Raw genomic sequence first — 13,800 nt, 5'->3', positions numbered from 1 at the left:
AGCGTAGAGATGAGCAAGTTTCAGGCCTATAGCCGCCTGATGCGTATTGATAAACCGATCGGCACGCTGCTGCTGCTGTGGCCGACGCTGTGGGCGCTGTGGCTGTCGGATATGGGCGTTCCGCCGTTCCGGGTGCTGGTGGTGTTTGTGCTTGGCGTCTTTGTGATGCGCGCAGCGGGCTGCGTCATCAACGACTTTGCCGATCGCAAGGTCGATGGTTTCGTGAAGCGTACCGCCAGTCGTCCGCTGCCCAGCGGCGCGGTGAGCGAGAAAGAGGCGAAAATCCTGTTTGTGCTGCTGGGGCTGCTGGCGTTCGCGCTGGTTCTCACCATGAACCTGATGACCATCCTGCTTTCGCTGGGCGGTCTGGCACTGGCGTGGTCTTATCCCTTTATGAAGCGCTATACCCATCTGCCGCAGGTGGTGTTAGGCGCGGCGTTCGGCTGGGCGATTCCTATGGCCTGGGCAGCAGTTAGTAAGTCCTTACCACTAGAGTGCTGGCTGGTGTTTCTGGCCAATATCTGCTGGACCGTCGCCTATGATACGCAATACGCGATGGTGGATCGCGACGACGATATTAAAATTGGCGTCAAATCAACGGCGATTCTGTTTGGTCGTTACGACAAGCTGATTATTGGTCTGCTGCAACTCGCAACCCTGGGTTTGCTGGCGCTGGTCGGTTCGCTGATGCAGCTTAACGCGCTGTTTTACTGGTCGCTGCTGGGCGCTGCCGTACTGTTTGTTTACCAGCAAAAGCTTATTGTTCATCGTGAGCGCGACGCCTGTTTTCAGGGATTTCTCAACAATAACTATGTCGGGCTGGTGATCTTTATCGGCGTGGTGCTGAATACGCCGCCGTTCAGCCAGCTGTTTTAAAAGCAAAAGGGCGACAATTTGTCGCCCTTCGAGTTTGCTGGCAAGGTGCTCATGCGGGAGAGAGGGCCCGATCGCAAAGACGCAAAAGCGGCATCCCTGCCGGCTCGGCCCGCGACATCCTTGTCGCGGGACGCTTTGCTCTTCGGGCCCTCTCTCCCGCCGACTGGACTCATCAGCTGCCTGAAAAAAAGGGCGACATCTCTGTCGCCCTTTGCTTTATCTGCCTGTGGCTATTTACTCATGCGCGACCGCGCTTTCGATAGTTAACCGCACATCGCTGGTCACCAGGTCGGCCAGAATATGCCAGGCGGCCTGAGTGCGCTCGACGTCGGCATCGCCGGTATCGCTGATATAGCCCTCGTCACGCAGCGTCAGCACCAGCGTAGTAAATACCGCCTTATCGAAAAACTCCGGCGCGTTAATGCCGTGTAGCACCGAAAGACGCTGTGCCAGCATACGGCTCTCTTTCTCCAGCGTGCCGCGGTTGATGGTCGGCTTCGCGCTGAGGATAGAGAAAGTAATGGCGTAACGCTGCAGCGTCTCGCGGATGCCTGCGGCCAGCAGCTGCAGCGTGCGGTAGCGCGCCGCGGTGTGGCGCAGCTGTCCATCCTGCAGGGTAATCAGGCCCTGACGCGCCAGCTCCTGACACAGCGCGCTCAGCAGCGCCGGCAGCGCGTCGATCTCCCAGCGCAGGAACAGTTCGCTTTTCAGCATCGGGTAGATCAGACGAACCTGACGCAGCAGTTCGGCTTCGCTCAGGTTCGGATGCTGCTGAATAATGGCGGCAATCAGCGACGGCATCACCAGCATATGGTGAATATTGTTGCGGTAATAGGTCATCAGCACCGCCTGCTCGCGCGGCAGGATGATGATGTCGCCGATATTATCCTGTTCGGTTTCGAACTTATTCATGCTCATGGCATGGTTCAGCAGCTCTTCCGCTGAAAGCGGCGGCACCGTCGATTCCGGAGAATAGGGCACGTTACGCAGCAGCTCGATGTAGCACTCAAGCTGCTCGATCAGCTGCTCGCGCGTCAGCGAACGCTGGCGTGAGGCGAGCAGCGCGGTAACGCACAGGTTCATGGCGTTGGCGGCGCCCGCTTCGTTGATGCGCACCATCAGGCGCGCCGCGATATCGTTCACCGTCGGCGTCAGCCAGCTGGGGCGCTGCGGTTCAATCGGGTCGATAGCGTCGCGCCACTCCGGCACCTGCTTGTTCAGGTAGTTCACCAGCGGCAGCGGTTCGCCGAAGTTAACGTAGCCCTGACCCAGATTGCGCAGCTTACGCAGGCCGCGCACCATCTGCATAAAGCCTTCTTTCTCTTTCGCCGCGCCGCGTAGCTCTTTGGCGTAAGTGCCCACTTCCATAACGTGCTCATAGCCGATATAGATCGGGACCAGCGTAATCGGACGTTTGCCGCCGCGCAGCATCGCCTGCAGCGTCATCGCCAGCGTGCCGGTTTTGGGGTCGAGCAGACGACCGGTACGTGAGCGCCCACCCTCAACGAAATACTCGACCGAATAGCCGCGGCTAAACAGCTCGCCGAGATATTCGCGGAACACGGTGGCGTAGAGTTTGTTGCCTTTAAAGGTGCGACGAATAAAGAATGCGCCCAGGCGGCGGAAAATCGGCCCGGCGGGCCAGAAGTTAAGGTTGATGCCTGCGGCGATATGCGGCGGCACCAGGCCCTGATGATAAAGCACATAGGAGAGCAGCAGATAATCCATGTGGCTGCGATGGCAGGGCACATAGACGATCTCATGGCCATCTTCCGCCAGCTGGCGCACGCGCTCGCCGCCGTTGACGTTGATGCCCTGATAGAGACGGCTCCAGAGCCAGCCCATCACGCGATCGGTCACGCGGATCGCCTCATAGGAGAAGTCCGCGGCGATCTCTTCCATCATCTCGACGGCGTTCTGCTGCGCCTTCTCATGAGAGAGCTTTTTACTGCGCGCTTCTTCTTCCACTGCTTTTTCAATCGCTTTGGACTGCAGCAGCTTATTGAAAAGATCCTGTCGCGCCGGCAGACGCGGGCCGACCGCTGCTAACCGCTGACGCGCAAAGTGAATGCGCGCCACGCGCGCCAGTTTCTGCGCAATAGATTTATCGGTGCCGTGTTGCGTCGCCATCCAGCGCAGCGAAACGGTCGGGGAGAAGCGGACAAAGCTGTCGCGGCCGTGCCAGACGATAGCGAAAAACTTCTCTACGCCGTTAAGCTCGCGCAGGTGCGGCGTATCATCGCCCTGAACTTCACGACCAGGCGCGCGGCCAAACATCACCGAAACCGGCAGCATCTGGATATCCAGATGTGGATTGTTGCGGTGCAGATCGAGATACTCGTGGAAGATTTTCACCGATTCCGTGTTCGGCCCGAAAGCGGGGAACACGCGCGGGCCATTGTGAATAAACACATGGCGCGGCAGCAGCGTGCCGTCAATTTCCAGCGGCACCAGCGGATCGGGCAAATTATGCTTCAGACACTGCTGACGCAGCGTCAGCAAATCCGCCTTGGAATCGTATGGCAGCACGTACATAATCGGCCGCGTCGGATCGAGTCCATGTTCGGAAACGGGATCGGCCGGAATAGCCTTAGTTTTTACCAGAACGGAAAGTGGTAAATTCAACAATTTATAATAGAGTTTACGCCAACCTGACATAGACAACATGAAGCCTCTTGTTAGCAAAGCGCCGCAAGCATATCAGAAAGTGCTGCGAAGATCTGTGTGGTGCCAAACGCACCTGGCCCAGACATTGACGTCAAACAACTAAAAGGGTTCCCTCGCAATGGCAAGTAATACCACCGGTTTGCTCAGGATTGTGAAAGCGGCAGGCTACTCATGGCAAGGTCTGCGCGCCGCCTGGCAGCATGAGGCCGCGTTTCGTCAGGAAGCCACGGCCGCCATCATCGCCGTCATCATCGCCTGCTGGCTGGATGTCGATACCGTCGCGCGCATCCTGATGATCGGATCGGTGGTGCTGGTGATAATCGTCGAGATCCTTAACAGCGCGATTGAAGCGGTAGTTGACCGTATTGGCCAGGAGCGTCATCCGCTGGCCGGACGGGCGAAAGACATGGGCTCAGCCGCCGTCTTGCTGGCTATCATACTGGCGCTATTTGTCTGGATCGCGCTGCTTTGGTCCCATTTGCGGTAGGCTTTCCACAATTGCCCAAATGGCTGTTATTTCCTTGGGTTTTGGTTTTCATTTCGCCAATACCTGTATATACTCACAGCGACTGTATAAACAACCAGGGGGCGGGATGAAAGCATTAACCACCAGGCAGCAACAGGTTTATGACCTGATTCGCGACCATATTAACCAGACGGGCATGCCGCCAACGCGTGCGGAAATCGCCTCGCAGCTGGGGTTCCGTTCCCCCAACGCCGCCGAAGAGCATCTGAAAGCGCTGGCGCGTAAAGGCGTCATCGAGATTGTCTCCGGCGCATCACGCGGCATTCGCCTGCTGATGGAAGAGGAAGAGTCCAACGGGCTGCCGTTGATCGGCCGCGTCGCCGCTGGTGAACCGCTGCTGGCGCAGGAACATATTGAAACGCATTACAAAGTCGATCCTGACCTCTTTAAGCCTTCTGCTGATTTCCTGCTGCGCGTCGCGGGTATGTCGATGAAAGATATCGGCATTATGGATGGCGATCTGCTGGCGGTGCATAAAACGCAGGATGTGCGTAATGGCCAGGTCGTAGTGGCGCGCATCGATGACGAAGTCACGGTAAAGCGCTGGAAGAAGCAGGGCACCGTGGTGCATCTGCTGCCGGAAAACAACGATTTCGAGCCGATTATCGTCGATACCCGCACGCAGTCGCTGACCGTTGAAGGTCTGGCGGTGGGCGTGGTGCGCAACGGCGAGTGGCTCTGACCGGTTGCCTTCAGACGCCTGCATCGCTTCGTCAGGCGTCTGTACGATAAGCTGTTAAAGCGCTCTCAGTGCGGTTAACGCCGCTCCTTTCTGTTTTACGTTTTCAGGCATGGACCGGCTGATGCGTCTCTTCTCTACAGACGACCGACACCTCTGGCGGCTGGCGCTGCCGATGATCCTTTCTAACATTACCGTTCCGCTGCTCGGCCTGGTGGATACCGCCGTTATCGGCCATCTCAACAGCCCGGTTTACCTTGGCGGCGTGGCGATTGGCACCACCGCCACCAGCTTCGTCTTTATGCTTTTCCTGTTTCTTCGCATGAGCACCACGGGCTTTACCGCTCAGGCTTTTGGCGCGCGCGATCCGCAGGCGCTGGCGCGCGCGTTGACGCAGCCGCTGCTGATGGCGCTGATTGCTGGCGGGCTGTTTGTGCTGCTGCGCGATCCGTTAAGTTCGCTGGCGAGTCGGCTGGCGGGCGGCAATCCACAGGTGCTGGAGCAGGCCGCGCTCTTTATTCATATCCGCTGGCTTAGCGCGCCGGCGACGCTGGCGAACATGGTGATCCTCGGCTGGCTGCTGGGCGTGCAGTATGCCCGCGCGCCGGTCATGCTGCTGGTGGTGGGCAACGCCGTAAATATCCTGCTCGATCTCTGGCTGGTGCCGGGGCTGAAGTGGGGCGTCGCGGGCGCGGCGACCGCAACGGCGGTGGCGGAATATGTCACGCTGGCGGTAGGGCTGGCGATGGTGTGGCGCGTACTGAAAATACGCGGCATCTCTATGGCGATGCTGAAACAGAGCTGGCGCGGCGATATTAGCCGTCTGCTGCGCCTCAATCGCGACATCATGCTGCGCTCGCTGCTGCTACAGCTCTGCTTTGCTTCGCTCACCCTGATTGGCGCGCGTCTGGGGCCGGAGATCGTCGCCGCTAACGCCGTTCTGCTGATGTTTATCACCTTTACCGCCTATGCGCTCGACGGTTTCGCCTACGCGGTGGAAGCTGTCTCTGGCGAAGCCTACGGCGCGCGCGACGGCAACAGGCTGCTGGCTGTATGGCACGCCGCCTGTCGTCAGGCGGGAATGGTGGCGCTGGCTTTCGCGCTGATTTACGCGGCGAGTGGCGAAGCTATTGTGGCTACGCTCACCTCGCTGGACTCGCTGCGGCAGCAGGTGGATCGCTATCTTTTCTGGCAAATCATCCTGCCGCTGGCGGGGGTGTGGTGCTATCTGCTGGACGGCCTGTTTATCGGCGCAACGCGCGGGCGTGAAATGCGCAACAGCATGGCGGTTGCCGCGCTCGGCTATTTCGTGACGCTGCTGACCTTGCCCTGGCTGGGCAACCATGGTTTATGGCTGGCGGTGACGGTCTTTCTCGCGCTGCGCGGCGTTTCGCTGTGGCTGATCTGGCGGCGTGAATGGCGTCTAAGCCGCTGGTTTAACTGCTAATTAGTCTCTGCGCTCGCAGCTAATCTACGCTTCGCTAAACAGATTATTCTGTAATTATCCCGTAGCTGCCGATTCGTCTACTATAATTACCTTACAACAGCGCGACACAGCAGCGCTTTGTATTGTCGTACTGCCATTACATGGTGGTATGTAAAACTAAGGATGACGTGGAGGTCTGAAATGAATAAAGACGAAGCGAGTGGTAACTGGAAGCAGTTCAAAGGCAAATTCAAAGAAAAATGGGGCAAGCTGACCGACGATGATATGCAGGTTATCGAAGGTAAACGCGATCAGCTTGTCGGCAAAATTCAGGAACGCTACGGTTACGCTAAGGATGAGGCAGAGAAAGAAGTCTCAGACTGGGAAACCCAGAACAAAGATTACCGCTGGTAATCCCCACGTTCAGCTTTTGTCTGAACGCCCGGCACAGGGAGGTGCCGGTTACCCTCTTTTGCCGCGTTTTTTCCCTTCTGTTTCATGGTCATGATCGCAGCTATCGTGCTCCATGCAGGCTTCTACCTCGGCACAGTCCACACAAAGTCCATGCGCCTCAATCACGCTATGTCGCAGGACAAAACGCGCTTCACCAGCCAGACCGTCAATAATCTTCTCTACGCCCTGCGCCTGTTTCTCCGTTACCGCCGCGCAGCGATCGCATACCAGCATCACTGAGGTATGTGCGGGCGCTTCAAAATGATGACAAATCACATAGCTGTTGTTTGACTCTACGCGGTGAATAAAGCCCTGTTCCAGCAAAAAATCGAGCGCGCGATAGACCGTCGGCGGTTTCGCCTGCGGCTCGCTGGCGCGTAACTGGTCCAGCAGATCATAAGCGCTAATCGATCCATGCTGCGCAGCCATCAGACGTAACACTTCGGCGCGCTGCGCGGTCAGGCGCACCCCGCGTTGCAGGCAGAGTTTCTCAGCCTGGGTCATGATTTGCTCGGGCGTCATTGTCGACATGGTGCTTCTCCGCTAAAAACGAGATGTTATTTTATCACACTAAAATCGCTTGCGCTGGAGTTGCGGTTGATCTCTGTTCTGGGCGTAGCTTGCTATAAATATCAAGAAATTAAACGGATGCTCTGCGACCGGCTATACCGCAAAGCGGCATAGCAGTGCCAGCCTTACTGAGATATAAAGCAACAAAATTAACGATTCGCTTTACAACTCACCAGGTTAAGCACTAATGTTCATGAGGCCTTAAGAAACTGCTGGTCTTAATACGCTTTTTAATTACCCCGCTAAATAATAAAAGCGCCGATTTGTAGCTAAAACATCCAATCCGGCGAATAACAGTGCTGTTTCGACTGAATTCACAGCAATGAACCGTTAGCCGCCGTTCACAATAGCGCTAACGACAAATTCCGATGTTGAATGTTTTCCTGATCAAGGTGATGGCAGACAAATGGCGAACAAAACCACCCGGCGCTCCGCGCTTTTATATCCTGTTGTTTTAAATGCGCTTTTTATCTCATCTTCCGCAATGGCCGCGGGTACCTGGTATGACGCGCGTAACGATGCGATGGGCGGTACAGGCGTCGCTTCCTCTACGTGGAGCTCAGCCGTACTGGCGAACCCGGCGCTGATGACGCGCGCGCAGCCGGACGATAATGTCGGCATTATTTTCCCGTCTGCGGGCTTGCAGATTACTGATAAAGACAAGATGGTCGATAAAGTCGATGACATCAGCGATACCGTTGATCGCTATCGTGATGTGATTAATGGCCTGACCTTCCGCGATTATCTTAACGGCTACCCGCAGCTGAAGACGGCGTCGAAAGACGTAGCGAATCAGCTGCGCGATCTGCGCGGCAATAAGGCTAACGCCACGGCGGGCGTCGCGCTGGCAGTAACCGTACCCAATGAAACCCTGCCATTCGCCTTTATCACCAAGGCCTACGGTACGGTACATCTGCGCGCTAACGTGGCGCAGAGCGACATCGCCTATCTTGACGGTGTGGCGAACGGCACAGTGACCCCCGCGCCGGGCGACCAGAATAACTTACGCTCCAGCGCAAACGGGCTGGCTGCGCTGGTAACCGATTACGGTATCTCCGTGGCGCATGAATTCAACGTGGCGGGCCATCCGGTTTCGGTAGGCGTTACGCCGAAAATCCAGAAAACCTGGCTCTATAACTACACCGCCAGCATCTATAACTACGATAAAAACGACCTCAACGGCAGCCGCTACCGCAACGATAATACCGGCTTCAACGTCGATGCCGGTTTAGCGACGCCGCTGGGTGACAACTGGACGCTGGGCGTCACAGGGCAGAACCTGGTATCGCGCGATCTGAAGACCAAAGAGACCAACGGCTATCGCGATACCTACCAGATCCGTCCGCTGGTGACCTCTGGCCTGTCGTGGACCGGCGGTCCCTTTACCGCTGCGCTGGATGTAGATCTGACCGAAACGAAGCGTTTTAAATCGGAAGAGAGCAGCCAGTACGCCGGGATCGGCGGCGAATATCGCGTGCTGGACTGGCTGGCGCTGCGCGCCGGTTACCGCGCGGATATGAAATCTAACGATGAAAACGTCTTTACCGCAGGTTTTGGCCTGGCGCCGTTTAACAACAAGGTCCATCTGGATCTGGCTGGCTCGGTGGGTGATAACAACACCTGGGGCGCAATGATGCAGCTCGGCTTTAACTTCTGATCAGCGTTTCCAGCCCTCTGTAAACCGGGCGATGCAGAGTCGCCCGGTATCCTGTAAATGTGTTATCCTTGCGCAGATTATCATCACCCTTAACGGATTTTCTGCGCTTCATGAGCAACTCTTTCTCCCCGCAACGTTTTTCCATCGCGCCAATGCTCGACTGGACCGACCGACACTGTCGGTATTTTCATCGCCAGCTGACCGGCGATGCGCTGCTGTACACCGAAATGGTGACGACCGGCGCCATTATTCACGGCAAGGGCGACTATCTGGCCTACAGCGAGGCGGAGCATCCGGTTGCGCTGCAGCTCGGCGGCAGCGACCCGGCGGCGCTGGCGAAGTGTGCGAAACTGGCGGAGGAGCGCGGCTACGATGAGGTAAACCTCAACGTCGGCTGTCCGTCCGATCGGGTACAAAATGGTCGGTTCGGCGCCTGTCTGATGGCGGAAGCCTCGCTGGTGGCCGAGTGTATCGACGCTATGCGCCAGGTTGTTTCGATTCCGGTGACGGTCAAGACACGTATCGGCATTGACGAGCAGGACAGCTACGCGTTTCTGACTGACTTCGTCGGCACCGTGGCACAGCGCGGCGGCTGCGACACCTTTATTATCCATGCGCGTAAAGCCTGGCTCTCCGGCCTGAGCCCTAAAGAGAACCGCGAGATCCCGCCGCTCGACTATCCGCGCGTCTACCAGCTGAAGCGTGATTTTCCGCAGCTGACTATCGCCATTAACGGCGGCGTAAAGTCGCTGGAAGAGGCGAAAACCCATCTGCAATATCTCGACGGTGTGATGATGGGGCGTGAGGCCTACCAGAATCCTGGCCTGCTGGCGCAGGTTGACCGCGAGCTGTTTGGCCGCGACGCGCCAGCTCCCGATCCGGTGGCGGTGGTGCGCAGCATGTATCCTTATATCGAGGCGGAGCTGGCGAAGGGCACCTATCTGGGCCATGTGACGCGTCATATGCTGGGTTTATTCCAGGGCATTCCGGGCGCGCGCCAGTGGCGTCGCCATCTCAGCGAGAATGCACATAAGCCGGGCGCAGACGTACGCGTGCTGGAAGCGGCGCTGGCGCTGGTGGCGGATAAGATCCCACAGGAAGCGTAACGGCTTTTCACTACATAAAAAGACCAGCCTGGGTGCTGGTTTTTTTTACGCCATAAATTAGCGAATTTCGCTATGGTCAGTACCTTATCGCAGGAGTCTATATATATAAATCAAAAAGTTAGGTTCTGGCACGCTTCTTGAATTAAAAGGGAAGAACTATCAAGAGGAGTAACAGAGTGGAAATTTTATTCGTGCTGGGCTTTTTTCTGATGCTGCTGGTGACGGGCGTCTCGCTGCTCGGCGTGCTGGCGGCGCTGGTGGTGGCCACGGTGGTTATGTTTGTCGGCGGGCTGTTTGCGCTTGTAATCAAATTGTTGCCGTGGCTGGTGCTGGCGCTGGTTGCCGCCTGGGTTTATCGCGCCTTTTCTGGTGATGGACGCGAACGTGCGCGTCGCAGGCTACGTCGCAAAATCAGCAGGTTAGAACGCCGTCGCGGCTATTAATTGCGGGTGCGATCACAGACTGAAAGATTGCTTATGCCTGTTTTGCAATTAAACATATTTTTTACTTATGTTTTCTGCCAGGATGATCGCCGTTGAGTCGACATGAATTCATCGCCGCTGTCCCTACACCAGCGCGAACGATAAAAAAGAAAAAGGGGCTTCCTTCGGGAAGCCCCGTTTGCATTCTGCGATCAGGGGATCAGCAGGCTCGAGCCTTGCGTGCTGCGGTTTTCCAGCGAGCGATGCGCCCGCTCCGCCTCTTTCAGCGGGAATTTCTGCTGTTCCGGCACCTCAACCTTGATTGCGCCGCTGGCCAGCAGCGAGAAGAGATCGTTGCTGGCATGCTCCAGCTCTTCGCGGTTGGTAATGTAGCCGTAAAGCGATGGGCGCGTCACAAACAGCGAGCCTTTCTGATTAAGGATGCTCAGATTCACTCCGGTGACCGGGCCGGAAGCATTACCAAAACTCACCATAAGCCCCTGACGACGCAGCGAATCCAGCGACGCTTCCCAGGTATCTTTACCCACTGAGTCATACACCACCGCCACTTTTTTGCCGTTAGTTAGTTGGCTAACGCGTTCGGCGATGTTCTCTTCACGGTAATTGATGGTCGCCCAGGCGCCTGCCTCTTTTGCCAGCCTGGCCTTTTCCGCCGACCCGACGGTGCCGATCAGGTGCGCGCCGAGCGCTTTCGCCCACTGGCAGGCGATCAGGCCGACGCCGCCCGCCGCCGCGTGAAACAGGAAGGTTTCGTCCGGTTTCACCTGATAGGTCTGGCGCAGCAGATAGTGTACGGTCAGGCCCTTCAGGAAGCTGGCGGCGGCCTGCTCAAAGCTAATGGCGTCCGGCAACGGCATCAGGCGATCTTCCGCCACGTTGTGCAGTTCGCTGTAGGCGCCCAGCGCCGCCTGGCAATAGACCACGCGGTCGCCCGGCTTAAAGCGCGTTACCGCGCTGCCGACGCGCTTTACCACGCCCGCCGCTTCGGTGCCGAGACCTGAAGGCAGAGCAGGGACCGGATAAAGTCCGCTGCGCACGTAAGTATCAATAAAGTTAATGCCGATGGCGCGATTCTCCACCTGCACTTCGTGTTCAGCAGGATCGGCAGGATCGACGTCCACCCATTGCAATACCTCAGGCCCGCCCTGCGCGGTAAACTGAATACGCTTTGCCATTTTTACTCCTGTGATTGTTCAATATGAGGCGTGAGAGGCGCGTCGCCATAAGGTATACTGGCGCGTCCCCTCAGAAGATCGGTATTGCATTCACTATGGCAGGAAATAAACCCACCAACAAATCGAACGACACGCCCGACCGGCAGCTGGAAGGTATCAAAATGCCGCCGCATTCGATTGAAGCGGAGCAGTCGGTGCTGGGTGGGTTGATGCTGGATAACGAACGCTGGGATAACGTCTCCGAGCGCGTCGTGGCGGAAGATTTTTTTAACCGTTCGCATCGTCTGATTTTTTCCGAGATGCAGCGTCTGCTGGAAGCGGGCCAGCCCATCGACCTGATTACGCTGTCGGAGTCGCTGGAAACGCGCGGCGAGCTTGAAATGGCGGGCGGATTCGCCTACCTGGCGGAGCTGGCGAAAAACACCCCCAGCGCGGCGAATATCGGCGCTTATGCGGATATCGTGCGCGAACGCGCGGTAGTGCGCGAGATGATCTCGGTAGCGAATCAGATCGCCGACGCCGGTTACGATCCGCAGGGACGCAACAGCGACGAACTGCTCGACTTTGCTGAATCCAACGTCTTTAAAATCGCCGAGTCGCGCGCCAGTAAAGATGAAGGGCCGAAAAATATTCAGGAAGTGCTGGAAGCCACGGTTTCGCGCATTGAATCCCTTGTCTCGACGCCGCACGACGGCGTAACCGGCGTTGATACCGGCTATCAGGACCTGAATAAAAAGACCGCCGGCCTGCAGCCGTCAGATCTGATTATCGTCGCGGCGCGTCCGTCGATGGGTAAAACCACTTTCGCCATGAACCTGTGCGAAAACGCCGCGATGCTGCACGACAAGCCGGTGCTGATCTTCAGCCTGGAGATGCCCAGCGAGCAGATTATGATGCGTATGCTGGCGTCGCTGTCGCGCGTAGATCAGACGCGCATCCGTACCGGCCAGCTTGACGATGAAGACTGGGCGCGTATCTCCGGCACTATGGGTATCCTGCTGGAGAAGAAGAATATGTATATCGACGACTCTTCCGGCCTGACGCCGACTGAAGTGCGTTCGCGCGCGCGACGCGTTTTCCGCGAGAACGGCGGGCTGAGCATGATTATGATCGACTACCTGCAGCTGATGCGCGTGCCGTCGCTCTCCGATAACCGCACGCTGGAGATCGCCGAAATCTCCCGCTCGCTCAAGGCGCTGGCGAAAGAGCTGAATGTACCGGTCGTGGCGCTGTCGCAGCTGAACCGCTCGCTGGAGCAGCGTGCCGATAAGCGTCCGGTTAACTCCGACCTGCGTGAATCAGGCTCTATCGAGCAGGACGCCGATCTGATTATGTTTATCTACCGCGACGAGGTTTACCATGAAAACAGCGACCTTAAAGGCATCGCCGAGATCATTCTGGGTAAGCAGCGTAACGGTCCTATCGGTACGGTGCGCCTGACCTTTAACGGCCAGTGGTCGCGCTTCGACAACTATGCCGGCCCGGCTTACGACGACGAATAGCCATACTTTTCGGCATGCACAATCTGTGCATGCCGCCTCGCATCATCAGAAAATAGTGTTGGACAACCTCGCCTTTAATCGGGTTATCTGTATCACAGCGCATGTTTAAGCACTGGAAGCAGCATGACTCACGTAGACGATTACGACCTGAAAATACTGACCTTATTACAATCCAACGGCCGCTTAACCAACCAGGAGCTGAGCGATTTAGTTGGCCTGTCGGCATCGCAATGCTCGCGACGCCGCATCAATCTTGAACAGGCGAATTTAATCCTCGGCTATCACGCGCGTCTGTCGCCCGATGCGATTGGCCTGGGCATGGTCGGTCTGATAGAGGTACGGCTAATTAACCACACCGCCGAGTATGTCGATAGCTTTCACCGCATGGTAGAGCAGGAGGAAGCGATCGTCGACGCGTACAAAACCACCGGCGACGCGGATTATCTGCTGAAAGTGGCGGTAGCGGACCTCGCTTCGCTGAGCGCGCTGATAAGCCAGCTGGTGGCGGGCCATCAAAGCGTGTCCCATGTGAAAACATCGGTGGTGTTAGGTCGTTTGAAAGAGAATGGCCTGATGATGCTCCCTGAGCGCAAAATGCGCCAAAAAAGTGCATGATGTGCTTATTTGGTGCAAGGGATCGGCAGTTTATGCAAGAGATGCGCACAGAATTCTGAATTTGTGCATGGTTTGACGTAATGCCCGCAAAACATGCGCAAAACC

Annotated in this window: 13 protein-coding genes; 10 read left to right on the top strand and 3 right to left on the bottom strand. The window is 56.9% G+C overall.

The window, feature by feature from the left end; translation table 11 throughout:
- The first annotated feature begins 9 nt into the window (after positions 1-9).
- Positions 10-876, top strand: a complete 867-nt coding sequence (gene ubiA, locus MHZ89_RS13120; protein WP_311783353.1) for a 4-hydroxybenzoate octaprenyltransferase — start codon at positions 10-12, stop codon at positions 874-876.
- A 234-nt stretch (positions 877-1,110) separates the two neighbouring features.
- Here the strand turns inward: ubiA and plsB are convergent, their stop codons facing one another.
- Complete coding sequence (gene plsB, locus MHZ89_RS13115; RefSeq protein ID WP_120455876.1) at positions 1,111-3,534, bottom strand: glycerol-3-phosphate 1-O-acyltransferase PlsB; 2,424 nt, start codon at positions 3,532-3,534, stop codon at positions 1,111-1,113.
- Positions 3,535-3,661: 127 nt separating this feature from the next.
- Between plsB and MHZ89_RS13110 the strand changes: the two genes are divergently transcribed.
- The 4 genes from MHZ89_RS13110 (at position 3,662) to MHZ89_RS13095 (ending at position 6,588) form a co-directional block, all read left to right on the top strand.
- A complete protein-coding gene (locus MHZ89_RS13110) occupies positions 3,662-4,030 on the top strand; it encodes a diacylglycerol kinase (protein WP_120455152.1) in 369 nt (122 codons plus the stop codon).
- A gap of 106 nt (positions 4,031-4,136) precedes the next feature.
- Entirely contained in the window at positions 4,137-4,751 is a 615-nt protein-coding gene (gene lexA / locus MHZ89_RS13105) for a transcriptional repressor LexA (RefSeq protein ID WP_033749144.1), read from the top strand.
- A 121-nt stretch (positions 4,752-4,872) separates the two neighbouring features.
- A complete protein-coding gene (dinF, locus tag MHZ89_RS13100) occupies positions 4,873-6,195 on the top strand; it encodes an MATE family efflux transporter DinF (protein WP_311783336.1) in 1,323 nt (440 codons plus the stop codon).
- Between the two features lie 180 nt (positions 6,196-6,375).
- The gene (locus MHZ89_RS13095) at positions 6,376-6,588 is read left to right on the top strand and encodes a CsbD family protein (protein WP_033749146.1); all 213 of its coding nucleotides are present in this window, start codon (positions 6,376-6,378) and stop codon (positions 6,586-6,588) included.
- Between the two features lie 48 nt (positions 6,589-6,636).
- Here MHZ89_RS13095 and zur read toward each other — a convergent pair whose 3' ends face one another.
- Complete coding sequence (gene zur / locus MHZ89_RS13090) at positions 6,637-7,158, bottom strand: zinc uptake transcriptional repressor Zur (RefSeq protein WP_311783335.1); 522 nt, start codon at positions 7,156-7,158, stop codon at positions 6,637-6,639.
- 445 nt (positions 7,159-7,603) lie between these two features.
- Here zur and MHZ89_RS13085 point away from each other — a divergent pair, with 445 nt between their 5' ends.
- From MHZ89_RS13085 to pspG, 3 genes are all read left to right on the top strand, one after another.
- Entirely contained in the window at positions 7,604-8,854 is a 1,251-nt protein-coding gene (locus MHZ89_RS13085; RefSeq protein ID WP_311783334.1) for a conjugal transfer protein TraF, read from the top strand.
- A 110-nt stretch (positions 8,855-8,964) separates the two neighbouring features.
- The gene (gene dusA / locus MHZ89_RS13080; protein WP_311783333.1) at positions 8,965-9,960 is read left to right on the top strand and encodes a tRNA dihydrouridine(20/20a) synthase DusA; all 996 of its coding nucleotides are present in this window, start codon (positions 8,965-8,967) and stop codon (positions 9,958-9,960) included.
- Positions 9,961-10,136: 176 nt separating this feature from the next.
- Positions 10,137-10,403, top strand: coding sequence for an envelope stress response protein PspG (gene pspG / locus MHZ89_RS13075; RefSeq protein ID WP_311783332.1), 267 nt, complete (start codon positions 10,137-10,139; stop codon positions 10,401-10,403).
- A gap of 191 nt (positions 10,404-10,594) precedes the next feature.
- Here the strand turns inward: pspG and MHZ89_RS13070 are convergent, their stop codons facing one another.
- Positions 10,595-11,578: a quinone oxidoreductase gene (locus MHZ89_RS13070; RefSeq protein ID WP_311783331.1), complete on the bottom strand. Its 984-nt coding sequence runs from the start codon at positions 11,576-11,578 to the stop codon at positions 10,595-10,597.
- 95 nt (positions 11,579-11,673) lie between these two features.
- Between MHZ89_RS13070 and dnaB the strand changes: the two genes are divergently transcribed.
- Together dnaB and MHZ89_RS13060 are read left to right on the top strand one after the other, a co-directional pair.
- Positions 11,674-13,080 (top strand): replicative DNA helicase, encoded by a 1,407-nt coding sequence (gene dnaB / locus MHZ89_RS13065; RefSeq protein ID WP_033793192.1) that lies wholly within the window; start codon positions 11,674-11,676, stop codon positions 13,078-13,080.
- 123 nt (positions 13,081-13,203) lie between these two features.
- On the top strand, positions 13,204-13,695 hold the full coding sequence (locus MHZ89_RS13060) for an Lrp/AsnC family transcriptional regulator (protein ID WP_311783330.1): 492 nt from the start codon (positions 13,204-13,206) through the stop codon (positions 13,693-13,695).
- Positions 13,696-13,800: the final 105 nt, after the last annotated feature.

The sequence above is a fragment of the Pantoea sp. ACRSB genome (assembly GCF_022346905.1).
In the GTDB taxonomy this organism is placed as follows: Bacteria; Pseudomonadota; Gammaproteobacteria; order Enterobacterales; family Enterobacteriaceae; genus Pantoea; species Pantoea piersonii.
Note: the sequence above shows the minus strand (reverse complement) of the source record. Positions and strands in the feature narration are given on the sequence as shown.